This is a genomic window from Pseudomonas sp. 3-2 (genome assembly GCF_019710535.1).
Classification (GTDB): Bacteria; Pseudomonadota; Gammaproteobacteria; order Pseudomonadales; family Pseudomonadaceae; genus Aquipseudomonas; species Aquipseudomonas pharyngis.
The window spans coordinates 4894213-4919385 of sequence record NZ_CP081200.1; the positions used below are offsets into that span (position 1 = coordinate 4894213).

Consider the following 25173-nt stretch of genomic DNA (forward strand, 5'->3'; position numbering starts at 1 on the left):
CCGAGAAACCCGCTTGAGCACATTGACAGCCCTGCAATTTCATGCAAGAGCGAAAGACAGTGAACCGATCTATGCTGCAAATTGCGGGCCTATTATTCGCAAACCCTTCTAATCCGGCAAGCGCGGGGTTATGTCTTATTTTTCACCGGGTGTTTTGAGGCTCTAAAACGGGGCGATGCGTTTCTCATTGCCCCGTTGCGGGGCGGGAGGTTACACATTCGGTTACTTGAAGGCGAACGGGTAACAGTGGGAATGTTCTGACAAGTGAAACCGATAATTATTGGCTGGATGCCGATGAGGTAAGACAGCGGAACACTGCGGAGAATGACAGGCCGTCTTCGCGAGCAAGCCCGCTCCCACACTTGATCCGCGCCAAACACAATCCCAATGTGGGAGCGGGCTTGCTCGCGAAGAGGCCCATCCCGACGCTACAAAAACATCAGACACAAAAAAGCCCCACCCGGCGAAACCGGACAGGGCTTTCTGCACTTCAGACCCGCCGCTTACGCGACGTTCATGGTCTTGTGCGTATCGATCAGGTGCTGCACCACACCCGGATCGGCCAGGGTGGAGATGTCGCCCAACCCTTCGTATTCAGCCGTGGCGATCTTGCGCAGGATGCGGCGCATGATCTTGCCCGAACGGGTCTTCGGCAGCCCCGGCGCCCACTGAATCACGTCCGGCGAAGCGATCGGACCGATCTCCTTGCGCACCCAGTTCTTCAGCTCCAGGCGCAGTTGCTCGCTCGGCTCTTCGCCATTTTTCAGGGTGACGTAGACATAAATGCCCTGCCCCTTGATGTCGTGCGGCACACCGACCACCGCCGCTTCGGCGACTTTCGGATGAGCAACCATCGCGCTTTCGATCTCGGCAGTACCCATGCGGTGGCCGGAGACGTTGAGCACGTCGTCCACGCGACCGGTGATCCAGTAGTAACCATCGGCATCACGGCGCGCACCGTCCCCGGTGAAATACATGCCACGGAAAGTCTTGAAGTAGGTATCGACGAAACGGTCGTGGTCGCCGTACAGGGTGCGCGCCTGACCTGGCCACGAATCGAGAATCACCAGATTGCCTTCGGCCTCGCCCTCGATGATGTTGCCAAGGTTGTCCACCAGCGCCGGCACCACACCGAAGAACGGACGTGCCGCCGAACCCGGCTTCAGCGCATGGGCGCCCGGCAGCGGGCTCATCATGTTGCCGCCGGTTTCGGTCTGCCACCAGGTATCGACGATCGGGCAACGGGATTTGCCGACGTTCTTGTAGTACCAGTCCCAGGCTTCCGGGTTGATCGGCTCGCCCACCGAACCCAGCAGACGCAGGCTGCTGCCGTCCGCGCCTTCAACGGCGGCGGTGCCGGAGGCCATCATCGCGCGGATCGCGGTCGGTGCGGTGTAGAGGATGTTGACCTTGTGCTTGTCGACGATCTTCGCCACCCGGGTGATGTCCGGATAGTTCGGCACGCCTTCGAACAGCAGCGTGGTCGCGCCGTTGGCCAGCGGGCCGTAGACAATGTAGGAGTGACCGGTGACCCAGCCCACGTCGGCGGTGCACCAGTAGATTTCGCCCGGACGGTAGTCGAACACGCGCTCGTGGGTCATCGCTGCATACAACAGATAACCGCCGGTGGTGTGCTGCACGCCCTTCGGCTTGCCGGTGGAGCCGGAGGTATAAAGGATGAACAGTGCTTCTTCGGCGCCCATCTCTTTCGGCGCGCAAACGGTGCCCGCCACTTTCATCAGGTCTTCGTACCAGATGTCGCGATGCTGGTTCCACTTGATGTCGCCGCCGGTGCGCTTGCACACGATGACTTTCTGGATGCTGCTGGTTTCCGGGTTGGTCAGGGCGTCGTCGACGTTGGCCTTGAGGGAAATCTTCTTGCCGGCACGGATGCCTTCGTCAGCGGTGATCACCACTTTCGAGCGGCAGTCGATGATGCGACCGGCCAGGGCTTCCGGCGAGAAACCGCCGAACACCACCGAGTGAATCGCGCCGATCCGGGTACAGGCCAGCATGGCGACCACGGCTTCGGGGATCATCGGCATATAAATGGTCACCACGTCGCCGCGGTGCACGTCCTGGCCACGCAGGGCGTTGGCGAGTTTGCACACTTGTTCGTGCAGTTCGCGGTAGGTGATGTTGCGGCTTTCGGAAGGATCGTCGCCTTCCCAGATGATGGCGACCTGGTCGCCGCGCTCGGCCAGATGACGGTCGAGGCAGTTGTAGGAAACGTTCAGGGTGCCGTCGGCAAACCACTTGATGTCGACATGGTGATCGTCGAACGAAGTCTGTTTCACCGTGGTGAAAGGCTTGATCCAGTCGAGGCGCTTGGCTTGTTCACGCCAGAAGCCGTCAGGATTGACGACCGACTGTTGGTACATGGCTTTGTAGGTCGCCTCGTCGGTCAGCGTATTGGCCAGAACCTCGGGACGAACGGGATACAGGGAAGCCGCACTCATCTTTCCTACCTCGGTGTAATAGTTGTTTTTGTATGACCCTGTTGTAGCCGGGGCGCCCGTATAGAACCATTCGACGATGGTAGTAACAAGCCCCTACAAAACATCCAGAAATGCCACAGACACCCCTGAAGCAAACCCCGCAACCCTTGTGGGAGCTGGCCTGCCAGCGATTCAGACGACCCGGTTTCCCGAGAAAACCGCAGCGCTGGTAACACCCTCTCCAAGGATTGTTACCAAATCTGCCAAAGGTGTTTATCAAAACCGGGTCTGTTTACCCCTGCCCCGCCTCCCTAAAATTCACCTCGCCGACAAGGCAAAGCGATTAACAAGGTTACAGCCCCCACGAAGGCCGTTAATCCAGTTCTGAAGTAACAAAGCAAAACGATGAAGTTCCACACGCAACCCCAAAAAGGTTGCGTGACCCCACTCGACCTCAAGAAGGTAAATTTCAAATGAAAGCTTTATTGGTTCTGGCCCTCAGCAGTCTGTGCGCAACCGCCATGGCAGACGAGGTTCCGACTGATGTCGCACAGCAACAACCGGTTATCGAGGAATACACTTACTCCACTCACCTGGACATCGCCAAAGTTGTATCGATGAGCGAAGTTCCAAATGTCTGCGAAGTTGTTCCGGCAAAAATGGAGTACGACGACTCCAAGGGTCAGCGTCACATCCTGCGTTACAGCATCATGGGCAACGGCTGCACCAATTGATGCGTTGAGACTGCACCGAATCGGATCACTCAGCGCAACATCGAGGGTCGATTCCAGCCCGGCTTCGGTCGGGCTCAGTTGTGTTTGAAGCGGCGCAAAAGGGTTGCAAAACACAAGATATAGTGAAAAACGCGGTTTTTTGCTCGTTTTTTGAGCAATCAATCACACGCCAAAAAATTAATGAAAAAAAATTCTCCGGGGCCAATCCCGGCGAAAGCCCTGTAAACCCTCGCTCCGATCGAAATCACCCGCGCGCTCGACCGCCCTGCGCTGTTTCGCCCTCCCCCACGCCCGTGTTTTTTTCCCTATAATGCCGCCCTAATCGGGTCAGCAATATTCCCTTACAGGGATCAAAGCCATTCTGAAGCCCCGCAGCAGCGACAACGCTGACCTGCGCCCGTCAGAGGCTCTCGGAAACCCGTAAAATTTTCTGTTTATTGCCTGCGTAGCACCGCTGCAAAAAACGACATCCAACGCGGCCTGTACGGCCGTGTGAAAAACCAACAATCAGTTTTCACACGGGCACAGGCCCTCACGCAGGAGACGACACGTCATGCTGAGCTGGGACGAATTCGACAAAGAAGACAGTGAAGTAGCAGCAGTGAAAGGCGCCAACGCCGGCCACGCTAGCGAAGCCAACATGGACCGCCTCGACAGCGCCGGCGGTGCCGCCGCCCTCGAAGCCCGCGCCGTGACCGCCGAAGACTCGGCCGCCGTGGCCCGCGCCAAGGCTGCACTGGATTCCCTCGACGTCGCCGAAGGCCTCGCCGAACTCGAAGGCTCCGCCGCCCGTGTCGCCGTTGACGAAAAGCGCATGATCAACTGCCGCGCCGACCTCAACCAGCTCGTGCCATTCAAGTACGACTGGGCCTGGCAGAAATACCTGGACGGCTGCGCAAACCACTGGATGCCGCAAGAAGTCAACATGACCGCCGACATCGCCCTCTGGAAAAACCCGGAAGGCCTGACCGACGACGAGCGCCGCATCGTGATGCGCAACCTCGGCTTCTTCTCCACCGCCGACTCCCTGGTTGCCAACAACCTGGCCCTGGCCGTGTACCGCCTGATCACCAACCCGGAATGCCGCCAGTACATCCTGCGCCAGGCGTTCGAAGAGGCGATCCACACCCACGCCTACCAGTACTGCATCGAATCGCTGGGCATGGATGAAGGCGAGATCTTCAACATGTACCACGAGATCCCGTCGGTCGCGAAAAAAGCCGCCTGGGGCCTGAAATACACCCGCGCCATCTCCGACCCGGAATTCAACACCGGCACCGTAGAAACCGACAAAGAACTGCTGCGCAACCTGATCGCCTACTACTGCGTTCTGGAAGGCATCTTCTTCTACTGCGGCTTCACCCAGATCCTCTCCATGGGCCGCCGCAACAAAATGACCGGCGTCGCCGAGCAGTTCCAGTACATCCTGCGCGACGAATCCATGCACCTGAACTTCGGCATCGACGTGATCAACCAGATCAAAATCGAAAACCCACACCTGTGGGATGCCGAAATGAAGGAAGAAGCTTCGCAGATGATCCTGCAAGGTACTCAACTGGAAATCGAATACGCGCGTGACACCATGCCTCGCGGCGTACTGGGCATGAACGCGGCGATGATGGAGGACTACCTGAAGTTCATCGCTAACCGTCGCCTGTCGCAGATCGGTTTGAAGGAAGAGTACCCAGGGACCACTAACCCGTTCCCTTGGATGAGCGAGATTATGGACTTGAAGAAAGAGAAGAATTTCTTTGAGACTCGTGTGATTGAATATCAGACTGGTGGTGCGTTGAGCTGGGATTGACTTCTACGCTCCTTGGATACTGGCCTCAATCGAGGCCAGATTACAAAAGCCCTGACTTGCTCAGGGTTTTTTTTATCCTAGAGTATCGGTAATCGAAAAATGCGTAGACACACCATGTCTCTTGAGAAAGGTTTTTAGGTATATTCCGGATCTGAACCTGACCAATCGATAGACATTTTTTAAAGCCTCACCTTGACCAAGGCTAGAAAACCAATTGAGCCGTTCAAGGAAATCTATACACCCAAGGAAAACGCAATGGAAGAAATCCGAGCTTTTGACATGTTTTGCGGAGCCGGGGGAAGTAGTCTAGGTGCATACGAAGCTGGGGTTAAGATCGTTGGCGGCGTCGATCTTTGGAAACCCGCAGCTGACTCATTCCTACTAAATTTTCCAAATGCGACAGTTTTCAATGAAGATCTTCGTCCACTCGCTCCAGAAGACGTACTGAAAAAAACAGGGCCTATCGATTTACTAATTTCCTCACCTGAATGCACTCATCATACCTGCGCTCGAGGAAGCAAGCCGAGGTCTGATGAAAGTAAAGATACCGCATTCGACGTAGTGCGTTTTGCAGCAGTTATGAAGCCAAGATGGATCACTCTTGAAAATGTAGTACACATGAAACCTTGGCCACGATACCGAGAACTAAGAGAGGAAATTGAAGCTTTAGGATATAAGGTTCGAGAGCAAGTAATTGATGCTTCGCTGTTTGGGGTCCCTCAGCGACGAAAGCGCCTTTTCATGATCGCGGATCTAAATGGAATGCCAAGCGAAGTAACACCACTAGTATCCGATCAAAAAACCGTACTCGACATTCTAGATAAAACCGATCGGTACAAGATGACTCCGTTGCGCATTCCAAAGCGAGCGAAGGATACCTTAGCAAGAGCAGATAGAGCGATTGCAGCTTTAGGAGAAAGTGAACCTTTTCTGATTGTTTATTATGGCACTGATGGCAGTGGTGGCTGGCAGCCCTTAAACACTCCGCTACGAACCATAACTACCGTAGACCGCTTTGCCTATGTCCAACCGACAGATAGAGGACATATGATGAGAATGTTGCAACCAGAAGAACTACGTCAGGCAATGGGCTTTCCCGACACATATAAATTTCCTGATGTCACACGCAGAGAAAAAGTTAAATTAATGGGAAATGCGGTGTGCTCTCCGGTAATGAAAGCTATCGTCGAGTCACTAATTCGAGACGCTGCAAACCTTAAAATAAAAGCAGCTTAAAGAAATAGCTGGCAAACTGAACCATCTAGCGCATTAACTTTAACAGAAGAGAATCTAAGTGAGCACTTCAGACCTAGAATTCAAACAACCCTTCCGCCCTCGCGCTAGAGTCCTTCAGCTACTTGGCGATGAACTTATAGGCAGCCCGCGCCTCGCTGTATTTGAATTAGTAAAAAATGCCTATGACGCCGATGCGAACGAATCGATCGTAACCCTTGATCTAAAAGACGAAGAAAACCCAAAAATTACGATCTTCGATGACGGCACAGGGATGTCTCCACAAATAATCAAAGATATTTGGTTAGTACCTGGAAACAACCATCGACAAGAACAACGCAAACTAGAATTACGTACAGAAAAGCACAAACGACTACCTCTTGGTGAAAAGGGGTTAGGCCGCTTTGCAGTCCACAAACTTGGAAATCGCATAACACTTACCACAAGAGCTTCCAATGAACTTGAGTGTGTTGTTGAAATAAACTGGAATGAAATAATTCAAAAGCCTTTCTTAGATGATGCCCCAATCAGCGTAAAACTGAGAAACCCTATCGTATTCACTGAGAACACCACTGGAACCAAAATTGAAATAACAGACCTAAGATCCAAAAAATGGACCCGAGGAGATGTTCGTCGCCTACACAAACAAATAACGTCGATTTGCTCACCCTTCAATAGTCCAGAAGGCTTCAAAGCTGAACTGTTAGTTCCTGGTCACTCCGAATGGACTAAAGATCTACTAGACCCAGAAGCGATTCTTAGAAGAGCACCGTGGAAATTCAAGTTTCAAATAAAACCCAACGGGTCCTTTACCTGGGATTATAAATTTCAGCCCTCACCTGGAATAAAAATCGAAGGGCGAAATAACGAAGAGGTTGACGTTCCCCTTCTAATCCCACCGCTTAAGGGAACAACAAAAAAAAATGAAATTGCTAACGCCGAAACATTAAGCGGGATAGGCGAAATCAGTGGAGAGTTTTATATATACGACAGAGATCGTGAAACTCTAAAACTCATGTCCGACACTCAAACCCTTACAGAATACCTCGATGAAAATGGTGGCATACGCGTATATCGTGATGGCGTACGAGTATACAACTATGGAGAGCCTGGAGAAGACTGGCTTGGTCTTGATCTAAGACGAGTGAACAAACCAACGAAAGGGATAAGCAACAACCTTATAATTGGCGCCATACATCTGTCCCTGAAAGACTCTACTGACTTAGTTGAAAAAACCAACCGCGAAGGTTTTATGGAGAGCGCCGCCTTAACCAATCTCCAACGCGTAGTCTTAGGCTTGCTTGCATCAGTGGAGACAGAGCGAAAAATCGACAAAGATCGCATTCGAAAAATAATTGACAAAAGCCAAGACCCCATCGCTGCAAATGTCGAAAGGCCTATTGAAGAACTACGCGCAGCATTAAAAAAACATGGTGTCATTGAAAAATTCGAACCTTATATAAAAAAGCTGGAAGAAGATTATCACACGATGCAAGAAACCCTGCTTTCAGCAGGTATGTCTGGTCTAAACTTAGCGGTAGTTTTCCATGAAGTAGAGCGTGGTGTAAGAACTCTGCACAAAGCCATAGAGAGCGGAGCCGACTTGCAAAGCGCGGCCGATCAAGCCAGAGACCTAACAAAGCTGCTTGATGGCTTCTCTAACTTACTGAGGCGTGATGATCAAAAACCTCATAGTGCTCGAACTCTTATCACACGAGCTAGGGATCTTACAAAGCCTAGATTCCGTTTTCATGAAACCACATTAAGCTGCTCCTTTTTAGAAAAAGAAGAAGATGGCTTCAAATCCATTTTTGCCTTCGGCTTAGTGCTGAACGCAGTAGTAAACCTCATCGACAACTCCATCTACTGGCTACAAGTTAGATGGCCAGAGTCGAAGGCCGCAAGTCGAAAAATATACCTTGGAATATCTCACGACTTCGAACTAGGACCAGCATTAATAATCGCGGACAACGGACCAGGCTTTCAAGATGATCCTGAAAACTTAGTTCGACCTTTTTTCACGAGAAAGCCAATTGGCATGGGACTTGGCTTGTACTATGCAAATCTAGCCATGGAGCTTAACGGTGGGATTTTAGCGTTTCCTGAGAAAGGCGAAGTTGATTTACCAGAAGAGTTTGATGGCGCCGTCATCGCATTAATTTTTAAGGATTCTAAATAATGCTCCCTTCACCAAGAATTGTAGCCATTGATGATGACGCGCGCGAGCTTTACGCTTTGGTAAATGCACTCAATGAAAAAGGCCACTCTTGCCTAGCCATTCAGTACTCGTCCGCGGGTATCAATCACAACATAAAAGATGCACGCGTTATCTTTTTTGACCTACACCTTAACGGAAACTCCGCTGCTCCACTAAATATTCACTTTAGTATAATCCTTTCCATATTGGAGTCTCTCGCCCCCCAAGGTCCATACGTAATAATACTTTGGACCAAGTATGGTCAGAGCGAAGGAACTCATGCAGACACCGAACTTCAACAGTACCTATCAGCCCGACTCGACGAAAATTTAGCTCGCCCCTACAAGGTACTTGCTTTAGACAAAGCCGGACACCTCCTGAATGGCAAAGTCACAAATCCAGATGTACTTATTACAGAAATCGAAACATTGCTTTGCTCACACCCTCAAATTAGAGCACTTTTAAGCTGGGAAAGTAATGTCCAATCGGCTGCAGCCCAAACACTTGGGCACCTACTACAACTTACCTCTCCTAATGGACTAGAGACCGCTTCTGTAATGGCAGTACTTGCGGATGCTGCCGTGGGAAAAGCAAATATAGACATAGACCGATACCATGCATTAAATCAGGCACTGATCCCTATACTCTCTGACTACATTTCAAACCTATCGATCCCAGAGAAAGAGCAAAAAATTTGGGAACAAGCCTATTCCGCATCAAACTACGGCAGTGTATTGACTTCCGACCAAAAAGCGGACTTCAATAAATTTATAAACCTTTCAACAAGAACACATGGAATTTCTTTAGCTGATAGGGGCGCAATTTCAAGCCTAAATAATATATTGACTGCTAAAGACTTTATAAACACATTCGGCATAAGCCAAGAGCAGGCGGCAATAGAGTTATTTTCCGTGACAAAACCCGAGCATCTTTCAGAAGCACGCTGGGTCATTTGTCAAGCTCATGCGGCGTGTGACCACGCTCAGAACAAATCAGTTCCTATGAGCTATTTTGTTGGTTTGGAAATAGAAGACCGATTTCTTAAACCTAGGAAAAACAGACCTGAATTCCTTTGGGTTTCACCGGCTTTTAAAATTAATGGAAAAGTTCGTTCCCTGGTATTTAATGCCGGCGCCAACATTCCATTACCAACGATCCGCACCAAAAAAGTAACCGCCTTATATCGCCTCAACGAATCGATACTCAACGATTTATTGTTCAAGCTTAGAACCCATCTTGCACGACCTGGAATTATTGGGGTTTATTAAAAACAGTCTAAAAAAGCGGCACGTGAGTGCCGCTCCTATCCGAAGTCTTATACCTGCCCACTGACACTTAATAAACTCATCATTTTTCGCCATCAGCGCTACTCAAAACCTATCTGATGGAAAAGTCTTAACTTTTCAGGCACCATTCACACAGTGATGGCACCTGGACAGCACCATGATGAAAAATGAAATTTTTTCAGTAGATGAACTGGCGAACGCAGACTTAGTTATTGATGCTCGATATTCCGGCAGCAGAAATGGAAACGCGAGTGATGACCCACTTAACAAGCTGCTAAAACTAAGCAATCAAGGTGGGTTTAGGATAAGAGGGAAAAGAGAATCCCCCAACGTGATTGCTCTATTATCAAGCATGGAAGATCTAGATTGGCCCGACGAACTCGACCTCTCAACCGGGGTGTTCACCTATTACGGCGACAACAAGAAGCCCGGGCGTAAATTGGACGAAACCAATCGCTATGGCAACAATCTTTTGGAGCTGATTTTCGAGCGACAACACTCAGGCTCCCGGGCAGATATCCCACCTATTTTCGTTTTCACTAAAGCTGGGATCTATCGAGATGTGATTTTCAGAGGGCTTGCCGTCCCTGGTCGGATCGGAAGCACCCACAATGATGATTTGGTGGCCGTATGGCATGCCAGCAAGGGCCAGCGTTTTCAGAATTACAGAGCGACTTTCACAATTCTCGACCTGCCTGAGATTTCAAGAGATTGGCTGACGGACATCATTAATGGCGTGCGCGCAAGCGATAGCGAGCATGCACCGCTCGATTGGTTGAAATGGGTGCGATCCGGACAATACACACCTCTGATTGCCAAGCGGTCTCAGCCTATTCGCTCCAAAAAGGAACAACTGCCATCTTCGAAAGAAGACATGAAAATGCTTTCGATCCTACACAAGCATTTCGAGTCAGATCCCTATGCATTTGAAGAATGTGCGGCGCATCTGGTAAGAGTCTGTTTGCCTGACACAGTCGAGCTCGATCTGACGAGACGTTATCGTGATGGTGGGCGGGACGGTACAGGTAAGCTCAGAATTGGAAGGCCTGAGACGTCGGTTTTGGTGGATTTTGCAATCGAGGCTAAATGCTACGGGATCGCCAGCTCAGTTGGCGTCCGTCATGTTTCCAGGCTTATTTCTCGCCTACGACATCGGCAATTTGGGGTAATCATCACCACATCCTGGCTTAACGACCAAGCCTACAAAGAGATCGTGGAAGACGGCCACCCTGTGATGATTCTTGCTGGAAGAGATATTGTTGAGCTTCTTCGCGAAACTGGGCTTCAGGACGGCAATGCAGTGATGGCATGGTTGAACATGAATTTCCCTTTGACCGAGGTGTGAATGAGTGCAGACATAGTCTCCCCCGAGCATCGCTCGAAGATCATGTCCAAGATCAGAGGGAAGAACACCAAGCCAGAAATGGTGGTGCGCTCGCTATGTCACGAAATGGGGTTTCGCTTCCGTTTACATAGAAGAGATCTGCCGGGAACGCCTGATCTGGTCTTCCCGAAGCATGGTTTGTGTATGTTCGTTCACGGGTGTTTTTGGCACCGACATCCCGAGTGCAAATACGCGTACATGCCTAAAAGCAGAGTGGATTTTTGGCAAAACAAGCTAGCAAAAAATGTCGAAAGAGATCTTAAAACCCAGCAAGCGCTAATCAATATGGGCTGGCGAGTTGTGACCATCTGGGAGTGCCACACAAAAAACAGAGATCTCCTACGCCTTGAAATCCAAAATGCATTCAAGCGTGATGCCTAAGGCCTACGACTCTTTTTGCATCAAAACATTTGTCGCTTCTGAAGGGTTGACCATGCTGGGTTGAGCCCATAGGCTCCCAGTTCGGCGCCTAAGAAACGCCACAACCAGAGCGGTCCTCCGCACCCGACAGTCATGCGGCTTTTTTTCGTCTGCGGTTTCTCTACGCCTGCGAAAAGTCCCGTTATGTCGGGAGTGGGCGAATACAAGACCCGAAAGGGGAATATGTCCGGCCCGTCTCTGGTGGGTTTCTTAGCTCCCGACACCCTTAACGAATGCCCTAAGAAAGCAGCCAGAGGTAAATGGAAATGCCTGACTACTCAGCCTTCATGATGAAGGCGACTCGCTGTACCCGCCGTTTGAATCCCGTGCTCCCGACTCGGGAGGCACGCCATGTCTGAACCACTTCTTCCAACTCGATTTGTCCGTAACCAAACCCACCTGCATGCCCTTCTGGTGGAGAACCAGGCCTGGTTCTGCGTCCATGAACTGGGGCGGCTGATGGGCAAATATCTGGATGAGCGACAGCTGCGCAAACTCGATGCCGATCAGCGGCAGATGATGTGCGTGGAGACCTACGGCGAGCCCGGAGAACATCTGATGGTGAGCGAGTCAGGTGTGTATGCGTTGCTGATCTATCACTACTGCCCCGAGTATCGGCAGCTTCGTGAGTGGGTGACGCATCAGGTTGTGCCTGCGCTGCGAGATGCCCGTCCGATGCGCTCGGTTGAGCGTCCAACGTTGAGCGTTTTGAGCTGGCCCAAGATGTCGTTGAGCACGCTGCACTGGCAGGATGAGCCGTGGATTCGGTTGCGGGACATGCCGTGTTTGCTGGCGGAAGATCCGTTCAATCGGCAGGAATCCTGGTGGCGTAAAGCTTCACGAGTGCTGCGTAGTTACTGATATCAAAAAGACCGCTGCTTGAAAACTCAAGCAGCGGTTTTTTATGACCCGAAGTGTCGGGGACAGCCAGTCCTCGGCAGACGGGTTCCGCATCATCCTGAAAACAATCAGTGCAACCCACCCCACCACCCGCTATTAATACCCCTCCCCCACTCAAGGACCCGAGCCCCACCATGAAATTCGACCTCGCCTACTGCCTCAGCCTCGACGACAAGTTGTCGATCTATGACGTTCGCGATCTCAATTTCGATGAGACGGTGGCGTTCGATTCTGCGAAGGAGCACTTCCAGTGCCCCAACGACGCCTGTCGTTCGGTGTTCGATGCTTCCAACGAGTTGGGTACGTTCAACGCCAAGAACGTGAATTACGTGCGCACGCCGCACTTCAAGAATCTGCCCGGTACGCAGCATGTGGCGGGTTGTCCGTATGTGAGTTTGAAGACGTCGGCGTCGGGGGTTGAGGCGGGGGATGGGGAATCGGATGACGGGCGGGAGGAGCATTTTCCGTCGGAGTTGTTGCTGACGCGCCGTGAGTATGTGCGCAAACCTGCTGCGCCAGCGGGGGCGGCGGATGTGTTGCGGGATGATCCGGTGCGGGTGGCGGCTACCCCCTCAAAAGAATCGCCGAGTCGTGAAACGGCGCCGGACAAGACCAGTGTCTTCGCTCACCCCGTGGAGTGTTTTGTGTCGAACTTCGCGGACAAGGATTTGCTCAAGCGCATGCCGTTGAAGATTGGCGAACATACGGCGCCGTACAGTTCGTTCTTCAAGAAGATTGAGTATTTGATGGACAACAAGGGGCTGATTTACTGGGGCAGGATCAAGAAGATCGAGGACTTTCACAGCGCCAGTTTCCGGATCGATTTCGAGGACAAGGTCTGGTTCAAGAAGCCGGATGACAGCAAGAAGAAGCCTTATCCGGTCAGTGTCTATCTCAATAAAAAGCTGATCGACAACTACCGCAAGCGCAAGGCGTTTCTGGAAGAGATCAACCACGCGATCGACAGTGACAAGGAGTTGTTCTGCTTCTTTTATGGCGTGACGCCGGAGTTGAAGCAGGTGCCGGGCAAGAAGAACCCCGAAAAGCCTTTCGAGGTCTTCAATGCCAATATCGAGAACCTGGATCACTTCATCATTCGTGAAGCGCCGGGGCTGGCGTGATGGTCAGCCCTGGGGCAGTTGCAGTTGGGCGGCGCCGGGGTGTTGTTTGACGACTGAGTACGGCAGGACTGACCAGTCCGGCGCATCGCAGGCGCGGGCGACGCGAGCGAAGTAGGCGCCCAGGTACAGGCCTTTCGGAGTGAAGTGCCAGGACGGATAACCCCAGATGCTTTCATCGGTGTAGTCGCAACTGTCCTCATCGCCCTCCGCCGGTTTCTTCATTTCATCTGGGTAGAGCGCGGTGAGTTGTTTTATCAGCCACGGCACCAGCACTTCGCGCTGGTAAGTCGAGTGCGCTGCACTTTCTTGTTCGTTCAGCGGCTGATCGCCCAGGCTGTCGCGCTCGGCGTGCAGCAAAGGTTTGCCCTCGCCTACCCACAACACATCTTCCAGCGACAACGGATGGCCGGTGTTCACGTCGATGTTGAGCGGCGAATCGCCGAAGTCCGGATGCGCGCCGCCGCAGTAATAGCTGGTCGAGATATTCAGGCTGACCACGGCTGGCGAGATCAGTTGCGGTTGTGCCTGCTGCATGAACTCGACGTTTTCCCCGCCCTGCAACTGGCAGCCGTGATAGCTGATGACTTCGCTCCACAAGCGCCCGAGCAACTGTTGGTTGACCCGCTGCAGGTCATCTTTCGGCAGGCCGGATTCCACGGTAAACAAGGCAATCTTTGACTCGGGCTCCGTCCACCATTGCAAGGTGTAGCCCATGAAATCTTCTTTCTTCGTGGCTTTGAGCTTGAGCCCCTGTAGCCGCAGATATTCGTACGGTTCGCTGGCGGGCAGCGTGGCGATGAAGGGCAACATGGTGGCGGTCGGCGTAGCGATTTTGGCCTCGGAGAGTTGTACCGCAAGTTTTTTGCCCTGAGGGCTTTGCCATTCGCCCTGCCAGCCGTTGGCGGTTTCTTCCAGCTTGAGGGTCGGCAAAGGCTTGTCATCGCCGTAGCGATTATTGCCCTCGACCAACGTCAGCGTGCTGTCCTGCAATGCGCCGCTGAGGGCCAAATCGCGGTGATACTTCTCGTAGAAGTAACGGCCGGTCACTTCATCCTGCTGCTGAGTGTTGAGTTCCACCACAATCGGCGTCTTGCCCAGCGTGCCGGTGAACACACGTCTGCCGTCGTCAGCCTGAGCAGTGGAAAGCAGTGAAAACAACGCGGCGGCGTATGGCGCCAGGCGCAACAGTCCCTTGAGCATGGATCGATCCCTGAGTGAGTCGGAGGTCGCGCCGGGACGTGAGTGCCGGCGCTAGTGAATGCGGGGCGGATTATGGCGGGGGTGGCTTAAGTAATCGAGTTTTGTCGGTTGTACTCTTCCAGCCAGGCTTCGCGCTCGACTGCTGCTATCTCCCGATACACTTGCATGCGGCGCGTCTTTGCCGCTTGAACTTCGTCCTCATCCAGCGCGCAATAACGACGAAGCCAATGAACGGTCATCTCCTCATCCGGGTAGTAGTAACCCTTGGCGCCCTTGCTGTTTCTCGGGGTGTCGTTCATCTGCGCGTCGAACACCATGGCTGCGACTTCATCAGGCGGTAAACAACCGGCCCCTGCGGCCTTGTCCTGGAAGACCCAGGCAATTTCATCGATGTGTTTTTGTGCGCTGCGATGGCTGCGGCGATAGAACTGCTGCGGTCGACACATCCATCGGAATCGCTCAATCAACGGTTCGATATCAATCCACTCGGAGAGTCCGTGATGGGTTGCATGAAGCATGACACCGTTGAACCAGCGATCAGCGAATTGCCCCACAAATGCATCCAGATCCGCCTTTTTCATGTCGGCGAAAACCATGCAATCGCGAGTCTTGATGTGCATGGCGAACAGCACATGCTTTCGTTGCAAAGTGATCGCATGCACCAACCACTGCTCGACAGCACTGTCCATCTCATCATCTTCGATGGTTGATGATGGCGGGGCGAAATCCACCGGGGTGATCTTTTTTCCCTGGTGGACACGACTGAAGAACTTGCTGGCAGCTTCGGTGCAATTGAAGATCAGCATCCTTGATCTCTAATAAATAATCGGGAGGATTAAACAGGGGACTGTCGACTCACGACTACTTCACCGACATTCCCAACATCACAATAACCAACAATCCAATATAAACCCAAGCATGCACCCGATCCGGTATCCGCCCGATCCATCGTGTGGCCAGTCGAATCCCCAGCATCGAGCCCAGCGTCAGCACCGCAAACGCGAGCAGATCCACATACCCGATAAACCATGGCCCAAGTTTTGTCTCGCTGAGTCCCGCCATCGCCATGTACGTCAGGGTTCCCGCCAATGCCACGGGCACGCTCAACGGGTTGGCCATCGACGTCGCCTGCGACATGCTCAAACCGCAACGCCGCAATAACGGCACGGTCATGACGCTTCCTCCTACACCGAGAAAGGTTGCGATGGTGCCAATGCCTACACCGCCGCCAGACGTTTCCAGTGTTCCCAATCGCCGTGGGATGGCGCCTTCGGACTGCGTAAGAAATCCGCGTCGCAGCAGGCAATCGACAATCGTCACGCCGAGGTAGGCGATGAAGGCATAACGAATGATTTCGCCGCTGACCCACACCGCGGCGATTGCGCCGACGACCGCGCCTAACCCGATGAACCCGCCCAAGGGCCACAGGTAATCACGGATGAGGTTGCCGGCGCGGCGATGTTTGCCGGTGGCGACCAGGGCGTTGACGATCATCACGCAGGTCGAGGTGGCGACGGCGATGTGCATGGCGGATTGGCTGATCGGGTCGTCGGCGCCGTGGCTTGCGGTGAGCATGCGGTACAGCAGCGGCACGACGACGAAGCCGCCGCCGAAGCCGAAGAGCACGGCGGTGACGCCGGTCAGGCAGCCGAAGAGTGTCAGCAGGAGGTAGAACATGGCGCGTCATCCGTTGGTTGGGAGCGGTCGACGATAGAGCGGCGGCGCTTGGCCTGCTTCAGCAACCCAGCCAATAATGTTTGCGTTTACGCCAACTGCTGGATGCCGCTCGATGCGCAATGTTTCGATTAATCTGCTGGATGACACGCCGCGCCCGGTGGTGGCGATCGGTACGGATTATTCCCACGGCTATCTGTTGCCACGTCATACGCATCGACGGGCGCAATTGTTGTACGGCGCGACCGGGGTGATGCAGGTCAGCACGCATGATGGCAACTGGGTGGTGCCGCCGCAGCGGGCGGTGTGGATTCCGCCGGGGGTGGCGCATGAGGTGTTGATGCTGGGGGTCAGCACGCGCAGTTTGTATATCGAGCCGGGGGCGGTGGATCTGGGTGAGCGTTGTCAGGTGGTCAGTGTGTCGCCGTTGATGCGGCATTTGCTGATGGAAGCCGTGGAGTTGCCGCTGACCTATGACCTGACCGGGCGCGACGGCGTGCTGATCGATCTGTTGCTGCATGAATTGGTGCGCAGTGCACCGTTACCGTTGCATATCCCGCTGCCGTCTGACGGACGACTGCTCGAGCTGTGTCAGACCTTTCTGCATCAGCCGAATGCCCACCAATCACCCCAGCAATGGGCCGATCAGCTGCACGTAAGCTTACGTACCTTCAACAGGTTGTTTCGTCAGCAGACCGGCTTGAGTTTCAGTCAATGGCGCCAGCGCGCCTGCGTGGTATTGGCACTGGCACGGCTGGCGGCGGGTGAAGCAGTGACGCGGATTGCCCTGGATTTCGGCTATGACAGCCCGGCGGCGTTCTCGACGATGTTCCGTCGGACCCTCGGTCAGGCACCGTCCGTCTGGTTGGAGGCGGCGAACTAGGGCAAATCAAAAAATGCGTTTGATCCCGGTCGAAAACAACTGTACAAAAACACAGTACATTTTCCATCAGCACTCTCGAGCCCGGAGCACACCATGGCCTCTTCAGCGATGAACCTCATCCTCGAACGTATCGCCCTTTTCCAGTTCACCCCGACCCATTGCGCCCAGGCCCGAGGGATGTTGGGCTGGAGCATTGAACAGTTGTCGCGGGAGGCCAAGGTTTCAGTAGACGACATTCAGCGGTTCGAAGCGCAGCTGGACGTGGCGGATGAGGTGCGGCTGGCGTTGACCTATCGGTTTGAAGCGCAGGGGTTGGTGTTCTTTCCGGGGTTTGCGCCGGGGCGCTCCACAAGCATCAAAGGAACCACGGCCGAGTCGGTGGAACGTGGGAATTATGCAATGGCAGACTGAGGACTCAGGACTTGATCGAAATTGAGGAAAGCACAGGTAACGTTTATCAAGACCTAGGGGTTGGTGATGCATGCGAGATGCAGACCAAATCTGAAGCGGTGATGAAGTTGGCTGCACTGATGGAAACTGCGCAGTTGAGCGGAAGTGAAGCGGCGGACAAACTTGAGATATCGCTGGAGAAACTAGAGGAAATTCTCCGTGGGCGGTTCCGCGACGTTCCATCCGCCGCAATTTCAAAATACCTGAATCAGATATCGGTAAACGAAGCCTGAAAGAGCGGTTCGCTCCCGTGGGGGAGCGAACCTGAGAAACTCGTCAGGCCCCTTGCACCACCGCTTCACTCTCCCCTTCAACCGCCAACCACCATGCATTCCCCCGTTGCGGTTGTGCCAGGTTGAATGCCTCGCCCATTTTCGGCGTGGTAATCGACACGCTGCGTTCCCAGGCCAGCGCCAGAATGCGGTCAAACGGCTCATGCCAGGCATGCATCGCCAGGTCGAACGTGCCGTTGTGGATCGGGAACAGCCAGCGGCCCTTGAGATCGATGTGGGCTTGCAGGGTCTCTTCCGGCTGCATGTGCACGTGGGGCCATTCGACGTTGTAGGCGCCGGTTTCCATCAGGGTCAGGTCGAACGGGCCGTATTGTTCGCCGATGCGTTTGAAACCGTCGAAGTAGCCGCTGTCGCCGCTGAAGAAGATGCGAGTGTCTCCGTCGATGATGACCCACGAAGCCCACAGCGTCTGATTGCCATCGAACAAACCACGGCCGGAGAAGTGCTGCGACGGAGTGGCGATGAAGCGGATGCCGGCGACTTCGGTGCCTTGCCACCAGTCGAACTGGCGAACCTTGCCGGCATCGATGCCCCATTTGATCAGGGTGTCACCGACGCCCAGCGGGGTCAGGAACACGTTGACCTTGTCCGCCAGTTTCAATACGGCCTCGTAGTCGAGGTGGTCGTAATGGTTGTGCGACAGGATCACAGCTTCGATCGGCGGCAACTCGTCAATGCTGATCGGCGGCTGGTGAAAACGTTTCGGCCCGGCCCATTGCACAGGCGAGGCGCGCTCGGCAAACACCGGGTCGGTGATCCAGAACTTGTCTTGCAGTTTCAACAGCAAGGTCGAGTGGCCGAGGCGGTAGACACTCTGGTTGGGAGCGGCGATCAGGTCGGCGCGGGTCAGTGGCTGCACCGGGATAGCTGCCGCCGGCCGAGTGTTACGTGGTTTGTGGAAGATCATGTTCCACATGATGCGCAGCATCTTGCGCAAACCTTCGCGCTGCACCGGCGCGTGGTTACGGAAAGTCCCCTCGGCCTGGCGCGAAGCTTCAGGTGCTGGACTAACCGCGGAAGAAATTGATTTGGCCATGACTGAAAGACTCCAGGTAAACCGCGCAATTCACGGCTTTCCACGGTGGGACGATAAATGGCCAAGGCACGCACGCATCAGCCGGACATCTGGTTTTAGGGTGCACCGATTAAGGCAACATTACACTGATCGGTGTAGTTTCTAGGTTGCATCAAACCGGATGCCAAGTAAACTGCCGAGTGTAATTCTCTCCTTTTTCCTGCCGAATCCAATTTATGACAGCTCCAACGCGCCTCACCGACCGCAAACGCGAAGCCATCATCCTCGCGGCCATTGCCGAGTTCCGGGCCAACGGTTTCGAGGTCACCAGCATGGACAAGATCGCGGCCACGGCCGGGGTTTCGAAGCGCACGGTGTACAACCATTTCCCCAGCAAGGAAGAGCTTTTCGCCGAAATTCTCAATCAGTTGTGGGCACGGATCAGCACTGAGCAGGCCGTGGCGTATCAGCCCGATCAGCCCTTGCGGGATCAGTTGCGAACGATGCTGTTGGCCAAGTTGCAAATGATGGCGGACGACAACTTCATGAATCTGGCCCGTGTCGCCATCGCGGCTGCGATCCACTCGCCGGAACGCGCGCAGAACATGGTGGCGCGCATGGGCGAACGTGAGGAAAGCGTGACCGTGTGGATTCGTGCCGCACAGGCGGATGGTCGATTGAAACCGGTCGATCCAGAGTTCGCCGCCCATCAAGTGCAGGGGCTGCTGAAAACCTTTGCCTTCTGGCCGCAGATCTCCCTGGGCCAGCCCTCGCTCGAGAGCACGATGCAAAATGCCGTGGTCGATTCTGCAATCGACATGTTCCTGGCCTGCTACCAGCTCTAGATCAGGCCTGCGCCACGGTAAATGGCTCACAAGGACACTGAATTTTCCCGCTGGAATAAATGACAATGCCTGCCATTGGCCGATGAACGGTCACGCTGAAGAATTACACTGCAAAGTGTTTCAGAATGAATCTGGCGCAGAACACCATGGAAAACCAACGCGGCAAAGGCTTGTCATTCGCCAGACGCATTTACCTGCCGCGAGCCATCGGGCTTGGCATCGGCTTCTTCAGCGTGGGCGCCGCGGTGTATCCGTTGAACATGCCGTCCTGGCTATGGACCTTGTTGCTGTTTAACGGCTTTCTCTGGCCGCATGTGGCCTATCAATGGTCGACCCGCTCGGCCTTTCCCTATCGCGCCGAACGCCGCAACCTGCTCTATGACTCAGTGTTCGGCGGTTTCTGGACCGCGTGTTTCCAGTTCAACCCACTGACCACCGTGACCATTCTGTCGATGATGACCATGAACAACGTGGCCGCCGGTGGCGTGCGCCTGTTCTGGCTCGGCGCGCTCGCCCAGGTGATCGGCGTGCTGCTGGGCTGGTCAATGTTCGGGGTCAAGTTCACTCTGACGGCCACGCAGACTCAAGTCTGGGCCTGCCTGCCGATGCTGACGCTTTATCCGCTGGCTTTGGGAATGGTTTGCTACCGGTTGGCGATCAAACTCGCCGAACACAAACGCACTCTAAGCGCCCTGAGCCGCACCGACAGCCTGACCGGCCTGCTCAACCACGGCGCCTGGAAAGACCTGCTACATCTCAAGTTCCAGCAGTGCCGGCAGCACAATTCCCAAGCGATTCTGGCGCTGATCGACATCGATCATTTCAAGTCGATCAACGACAGTTACGGACACATCGTCGGCGATGCGGTGCTGCGGCAATTGAGTCACGAGCTGAAGTTCGTGCTCGACGGAAGCGAGCTGGCCGGACGATACGGCGGCGACGAATTCTGCGTGATCCTGCCCAACCTGCCCCTGAGCAAGGCCGAAGCGCTGATGAAGCAATTGCGTCAGGGAATGGATCGATACCGCCATCCCGACGTCCCCGAGCTGCGAGTCAGCCTGAGTATCGGGCTTGCTCGCTATCAAACCTCTTACGCCGATGCCCTTGAGTGGTTCGAAGATTCCGACAAGGCGCTGTACACGGCCAAGCACACGGGACGTAACACAATCAGCGTAGCGTTGAGCCGATCGCCCGCCTGAAAAAACTTGTACAAAATTGAGAAAAATCGATTTCTTGTACAAGTTTATAAAGTTTTGTATAAGTTAATCCGCCAGCCGGGATGCTGGCACACTGCTTCCAGCCATCGAGATATCTGGCTGGCTGACGCGGAAACAGGGACCCCACCTTCAGTCCTATTTCCAGAGTGCCATGAACATGATTTTCAACCGCCACAAGACTGCCCTCGTCGATCTCCAAAACACCATCAACCAACAAGCCGGCCTGCTGGAGGCGATCAACCGCTCCATGGCAGTGATCGAATTCGATGTCGACGGTGTGGTTCTGCGCGCCAACGACAACTTCCTGAAAACCATGGGTTACACCCGCGAACAGGTGATCGGGCAGCCCCATCGCCATTTCTGTTCTCCCGAGTTTGCCCGTGGCAATCAGTACACCGAGTTGTGGTCGCGATTGAAAAGCGGCCAATTCCAATCTGGCACCTTTGAACGCATCGACAGCCAGGGCCGTCCGATCTGGCTCGAAGCCAGCTATAACCCGATCAAGGATGACTCGGGTCGCGTGGTGAAAGTGGTCAAGTACGCCATGGATGTCACCGCCAAAGTGCAGCAGGAAAGCGAAGCCAATGCGAAATTGCAGGCGATCGACCGCGCCATGGCGGTGATCGAATTCGATCTCGACGGCAATATCCTCACCGCCAATCAGAATTTTCTGACGCGCATGGGCTACACCCTCGCCGAACTGAAAGGCAAACATCACCGTTTGTTCTGCCCCGCGCAACTGGTCAACAGCAGCGCCTACCAGGATTTCTGGCGCCGACTGAATCAGGGCGAACTGTTTCAGGGCCAGTTCGAACGCGTCGACAAACGCGGGCAGACCGTGTGGCTTGAAGCCAATTACAACCCGGTCTACGACGCCGCCGGCCGCTTGTGCAAAGTGGTGAAGTTCGCGTCGGACGTGACCGCCCGGGTCGAGCAGCACGAGCAGGATGCGCGCAGTGCCAGCGCCGCCTATCACATCTCGGTGGCCACCCGAAAAGTCGCTGAGCAAGGTACGCAAGTGATTCAGCAAGCGGCCAGTGAAATGCGCGAAATTGCCGACGACATCGCCGAATCCTCAACCCTGATCGCACAACTCGGCGAGCGCTCCGAGCAGATCACCGCCATCGTCAACACCATCCGCGCGATTGCCGATCAGACCAATCTTTTGGCCCTGAACGCCGCCATCGAAGCTGCGCGTGCCGGCGAGCAGGGTCGCGGCTTTGCCGTTGTAGCCGATGAAGTGCGGCAACTGGCGGCACGCACCAGCGGTTCTACGGCGGAGATTTCCAACATGATCGGCCTGATCCAGACGGAAACCCGTCAGGCGATCAAAAGCATGGATGGCACCCGTGGTCGCGCGGCGCAGGGTGTCGAACTGGCGGATCAGGCCGGTACGGTGATTTTGCAGATTCGTGACGGCGCCAGCGAAGCGGTGGAAGCCGTGAGCATGTTCGCCAATGACCGGGCGCCGGGTTAAACGCGATCACGGCCACCGCAGCGCCCGCCCCAGTTCATCGAACAGCGTGACCACCGAGCGCAATGCGCGGCAGTCCGGGCGGGTGAGCAACCACAACGCGGTGTCGTAACCGTGCAAGGGTTCGCTCAGGGCTTGCAGACCATCACCGATCAGAAAGTCCGGCAACGCCGCCACGCCCAGTCCGGCGCGGACCAGTTCCGTGACAGACAGCATGCTATTGCAGCGATAGCTCGGCGTCACACCGGGCAACTGCTGACGGCGCCAGGCGACGGTCGGGTGATCAGGCAAAAAGTCGTCAGGGGCGATCCAGGTCAGCGCCGCCAGATCGGCCGCTTCAACCTTTTGTAGATAACGCTGACTGGCGCAGACCCGGTAGGAAATCTTCGCCAGCTCCCGTCCGACCAGATGCTCCGGCGGTGTGCGTGTCAGACGCAGGGCGATGTCGGCATCGCGGCGGCTGAGGTTGGCGAAATCGTTGGAGGTGCTCAGCTCGATGGTCAGTGCCGGATAGTTCGGCATGAACTGCGCGAGCGCCGGCAGCAGCAGACCTTGCAACACCGAATCGGTACAGGTCAGGCGCACCGTGCCGCTGACCACTTCGCCGCCCTGCTCCACACCGATACGCGCCGCTTCCAGTGCTTGCTCGGCACGTTCGGCCTGCTCGGCCAAGGTCTGCGCGAGGCTGGTGGGCAAATAACCGGCGCGGCTTTTTTCGAACAGTTGCTGGCCGAGTGACGCTTCCAGTCGGCGCACGGCGCGAAACACCGTCGACACATCGACCCTCAACAGCTGCGCGGCCCGGGCCAGAGAGCCGCCGCGCACTAAAGCGAGGATCAGGGCCAGATCCGGGAAATCCAGTTGGTATTGCGTGGCTGCATTGATCACTTGGGCAAACGCCAATTTCGAGTGCGTGAACGCCAATCTATAGTGAGCTTCGTCCCTCAACAAGCACAGCGAGTCCTCATGGAATCCAGAGCCCTGCGCATCGCCCTGATCGGTGATTTCGACCCGCAAGTCACCGCCCACCAAGCCATCCCGGTCGCCCTTGGACTGGCGGCGGAACACCATCGCCGTCCGATCGATTTCGAATGGTTGGCCACCGACCGAATCCTGCCGGAGACACCGCTGGAACATTTCGACGGCTTCTGGTGTGTGCCGGCCAGCCCCTATAAAAGTGAAGACGGGGCCCTGCGGGCCATCCGCTTTGCCCGCGAGCAGCAGCGCCCTTTCCTCGGCACCTGCGGCGGTTTTCAGCATGCGGCGCTGGAGTTTTCCCGCCACGTGCTGGGCTGGGCCGACGCCGAGCATGGCGAAACCTCGCCAGACTCCAGCCGCGCGGTGCTCACACCGCTGACCTGCTCGCTGGTGGAGGCAGTGGACAGCATTCATCTGGTGCCCGGTTCGTTGATCGCCAGGGCGTACGAAACGTCGGAAATTCGCGAAGGCTATCGCTGCCGCTACGGTGTGAATCCGCAGTTCGAAAGGGAGTTGCTGACCCATGAACTACACGCCGTGGGTCACGATTCGGCAGGCGATCTGCGCGCCATCGAACTGCAAAACCATGTGTTCTTTGTCGCCACACTGTTCCAGCCGGAGCGTGCGGCGCTCAAGGGGAACTTGCCACCGCTGGTGCGAGCGTTTGTCGAAGCCTGCTCGGAGCACTGTCGATGAATCCGAACACTGCGTGTTTCGCCGTGATCTTCACTTCGACCCGCACCGAGGGCGATAACGGCTATGCCGAGGCCTCCGAGCGCATGATGCAATTGGTTGCCGAGCAACCGGGTTTTCTCGGCGTCGATTCGATCCGGGGCGCGGACGGGGTGGGGATTACGGTTTCGTACTGGGAGAGTGAGGCGGCAATTCTGGCGTGGCGCGAGCATCCGGAGCACCGGATGATTCAGGCGCGTGGACGGGCCGAGTGGTATTCGGCGTATCAGACGCGGGTGTGTCGGGTGGAGCGGGAATATCGGTTCGGCCAGTGACTATTAAGGTGTACTCACTGGCCCCTTCGTCGGAACGCCGCCCGGAGCAAGCCCGCTCCCACAGGGTACTGCGTTGTTCTCAAGATCACGCGGTACCTGTGGGAGCGGGCTTGCCCGCGAAGGGGCCAGAACAGTCGCAGCAGAATCTCAGCCCTTCACCAGACTACGCACCGCCTCAATCTCCGGCACTTCGCGTTTACTCATATAAACGCGCAACGGCTCGGTAATGTTGATCCGGTCATCGATATTCTGGTCCAGCAGCAACTGGATCAGTTCGCGCTTGAGGGTCATGGTCTGTTCGGTGGTCGGTGCCCAGACGAATTCGCTGCACGGAATGATGCCGTCATCGGCCACGTCCATGCCGAACGAATCCTCACTGAAGCGCACGATGTACTGGCCGGTCTTGCGGTTGAGGCCGACAAAGCCCTTGAGGTCGTCGGCGGCCTGGCAGATGAGTTGCGATGTGATGCGCATGGTAAACCTCACAAAAGTGATCGAAGGTTTACACGCAGGGCAATGGGTGGCGCGCCCTCTGCCGGGGCGGTTGCCGTGGCCAAGCGTACTGCAAACGAACGCACAAAAGTGCGCAAATTTTCGCTTTCAGTACGTTTATGTCGGTC

General features: G+C 55.0%; 23 protein-coding genes and 2 pseudogenes. 18 read left to right on the forward strand and 7 right to left on the reverse strand.

The genetic code is table 11. From position 1 onward, the window contains the following. Window positions 1–503 precede the first annotated feature (503 nt). Window positions 504–2459 (reverse strand): acetate--CoA ligase, encoded by a 1956-nt coding sequence (gene acs / locus K3819_RS22135; protein WP_007951065.1) that lies wholly within the window; start codon window positions 2457–2459, stop codon window positions 504–506. Between the two features lie 452 nt (window positions 2460–2911). On the opposite strand from acs, the gene K3819_RS22140 reads away from it, so the two are divergent. From K3819_RS22140 to K3819_RS22180, 9 genes are all read left to right on the forward strand, one after another. Beyond that, window positions 2912–3172 (forward strand): DUF2790 domain-containing protein, encoded by a 261-nt coding sequence (locus K3819_RS22140; protein WP_007912695.1) that lies wholly within the window; start codon window positions 2912–2914, stop codon window positions 3170–3172. 553 nt (window positions 3173–3725) lie between these two features. Continuing rightward, complete coding sequence (locus K3819_RS22145; RefSeq protein WP_007951068.1) at window positions 3726–4976, forward strand: ribonucleotide-diphosphate reductase subunit beta; 1251 nt, start codon at window positions 3726–3728, stop codon at window positions 4974–4976. Window positions 4977–5231: 255 nt separating this feature from the next. Next, entirely contained in the window at window positions 5232–6212 is a 981-nt protein-coding gene (locus K3819_RS22150) for a DNA cytosine methyltransferase (protein WP_221397942.1), read from the forward strand. A gap of 58 nt (window positions 6213–6270) precedes the next feature. Next, entirely contained in the window at window positions 6271–8388 is a 2118-nt protein-coding gene (locus tag K3819_RS22155; protein ID WP_221397943.1) for an ATP-binding protein, read from the forward strand. Continuing rightward, window positions 8388–9674 carry a hypothetical protein gene (locus K3819_RS22160; protein ID WP_221397944.1) on the forward strand — a complete coding sequence of 429 codons (1287 nt, stop codon included), beginning with the start codon at window positions 8388–8390 and terminating at the stop codon, window positions 9672–9674. The genes K3819_RS22155 and K3819_RS22160 overlap by 1 nt, the downstream gene beginning before the upstream one ends. A gap of 175 nt (window positions 9675–9849) precedes the next feature. Next, window positions 9850–11037: a restriction endonuclease gene (locus K3819_RS22165; protein WP_221397945.1), complete on the forward strand. Its 1188-nt coding sequence runs from the start codon at window positions 9850–9852 to the stop codon at window positions 11035–11037. After that, window positions 11038–11457, forward strand: a complete 420-nt coding sequence (locus K3819_RS22170) for a very short patch repair endonuclease (RefSeq protein WP_221397946.1) — start codon at window positions 11038–11040, stop codon at window positions 11455–11457. It abuts the gene before it with no gap. A gap of 390 nt (window positions 11458–11847) precedes the next feature. Next, complete coding sequence (locus K3819_RS22175; RefSeq protein ID WP_221397947.1) at window positions 11848–12357, forward strand: Bro-N domain-containing protein; 510 nt, start codon at window positions 11848–11850, stop codon at window positions 12355–12357. A gap of 173 nt (window positions 12358–12530) precedes the next feature. Next, entirely contained in the window at window positions 12531–13517 is a 987-nt protein-coding gene (locus K3819_RS22180; protein ID WP_221397948.1) for a hypothetical protein, read from the forward strand. Between the two features lie 3 nt (window positions 13518–13520). Here the strand turns inward: K3819_RS22180 and K3819_RS22185 are convergent, their stop codons facing one another. From K3819_RS22185 to K3819_RS22195, 3 genes are all read right to left on the reverse strand, one after another. Continuing rightward, window positions 13521–14717, reverse strand: coding sequence for a hypothetical protein (locus K3819_RS22185; protein ID WP_221397949.1), 1197 nt, complete (start codon window positions 14715–14717; stop codon window positions 13521–13523). A gap of 86 nt (window positions 14718–14803) precedes the next feature. Continuing rightward, entirely contained in the window at window positions 14804–15523 is a 720-nt protein-coding gene (locus tag K3819_RS22190; RefSeq protein ID WP_221397950.1) for a DUF6933 domain-containing protein, read from the reverse strand. A gap of 55 nt (window positions 15524–15578) precedes the next feature. Then, the gene (locus tag K3819_RS22195; protein WP_221397951.1) at window positions 15579–16394 is read right to left on the reverse strand and encodes a sulfite exporter TauE/SafE family protein; all 816 of its coding nucleotides are present in this window, start codon (window positions 16392–16394) and stop codon (window positions 15579–15581) included. A 112-nt stretch (window positions 16395–16506) separates the two neighbouring features. Between K3819_RS22195 and K3819_RS22200 the strand changes: the two genes are divergently transcribed. From K3819_RS22200 to K3819_RS22210, 3 genes are all read left to right on the forward strand, one after another. Continuing rightward, window positions 16507–17274, forward strand: a complete 768-nt coding sequence (locus tag K3819_RS22200; protein ID WP_221397952.1) for a helix-turn-helix domain-containing protein — start codon at window positions 16507–16509, stop codon at window positions 17272–17274. A 93-nt stretch (window positions 17275–17367) separates the two neighbouring features. Continuing rightward, window positions 17368–17685: an XRE family transcriptional regulator gene (locus tag K3819_RS22205; RefSeq protein ID WP_221397953.1), complete on the forward strand. Its 318-nt coding sequence runs from the start codon at window positions 17368–17370 to the stop codon at window positions 17683–17685. 11 nt (window positions 17686–17696) lie between these two features. Beyond that, the gene (locus K3819_RS22210) at window positions 17697–17957 is read left to right on the forward strand and encodes an XRE family transcriptional regulator (protein WP_163976215.1); all 261 of its coding nucleotides are present in this window, start codon (window positions 17697–17699) and stop codon (window positions 17955–17957) included. 43 nt (window positions 17958–18000) lie between these two features. On the opposite strand, the gene K3819_RS22215 is transcribed toward K3819_RS22210, so the two are convergent. After that, on the reverse strand, window positions 18001–19053 hold the full coding sequence (locus K3819_RS22215) for an MBL fold metallo-hydrolase (protein WP_221397954.1): 1053 nt from the start codon (window positions 19051–19053) through the stop codon (window positions 18001–18003). A gap of 215 nt (window positions 19054–19268) precedes the next feature. Between K3819_RS22215 and K3819_RS22220 the strand changes: the two genes are divergently transcribed. From K3819_RS22220 to K3819_RS29765, 4 genes and pseudogenes are all read left to right on the forward strand, one after another. Next, a complete protein-coding gene (locus K3819_RS22220) occupies window positions 19269–19877 on the forward strand; it encodes a TetR/AcrR family transcriptional regulator (protein WP_221397955.1) in 609 nt (202 codons plus the stop codon). Window positions 19878–20023: 146 nt separating this feature from the next. Beyond that, entirely contained in the window at window positions 20024–21076 is a 1053-nt protein-coding gene (locus K3819_RS22225; protein ID WP_221399726.1) for a diguanylate cyclase, read from the forward strand. A gap of 265 nt (window positions 21077–21341) precedes the next feature. After that, a pseudogene (locus K3819_RS29760) lies at window positions 21342–21977 on the forward strand (PAS domain-containing protein); the annotation flags it as partial. A 156-nt stretch (window positions 21978–22133) separates the two neighbouring features. After that, window positions 22134–22571, forward strand: a pseudogene (locus tag K3819_RS29765) (methyl-accepting chemotaxis protein); the annotation flags it as partial. A 6-nt stretch (window positions 22572–22577) separates the two neighbouring features. Here the strand turns inward: K3819_RS29765 and K3819_RS22235 are convergent. Further along, window positions 22578–23519, reverse strand: a complete 942-nt coding sequence (locus K3819_RS22235) for a LysR family transcriptional regulator (protein WP_221397956.1) — start codon at window positions 23517–23519, stop codon at window positions 22578–22580. Window positions 23520–23534: 15 nt separating this feature from the next. Here K3819_RS22235 and K3819_RS22240 point away from each other — a divergent pair, with 15 nt between their 5' ends. Both K3819_RS22240 and K3819_RS22245 read left to right on the forward strand, forming a co-directional pair. Next, window positions 23535–24242, forward strand: coding sequence for a CTP synthase (locus K3819_RS22240; protein ID WP_221397957.1), 708 nt, complete (start codon window positions 23535–23537; stop codon window positions 24240–24242). Next, window positions 24239–24553 carry an antibiotic biosynthesis monooxygenase gene (locus K3819_RS22245; protein ID WP_085610752.1) on the forward strand — a complete coding sequence of 105 codons (315 nt, stop codon included), beginning with the start codon at window positions 24239–24241 and terminating at the stop codon, window positions 24551–24553. The genes K3819_RS22240 and K3819_RS22245 overlap by 4 nt, the downstream gene beginning before the upstream one ends. 147 nt (window positions 24554–24700) lie before the next feature. Here the strand turns inward: K3819_RS22245 and K3819_RS22250 are convergent, their stop codons facing one another. Beyond that, complete coding sequence (locus tag K3819_RS22250) at window positions 24701–25027, reverse strand: DUF2025 family protein (protein ID WP_039773311.1); 327 nt, start codon at window positions 25025–25027, stop codon at window positions 24701–24703. Window positions 25028–25173 lie beyond the last annotated feature (146 nt).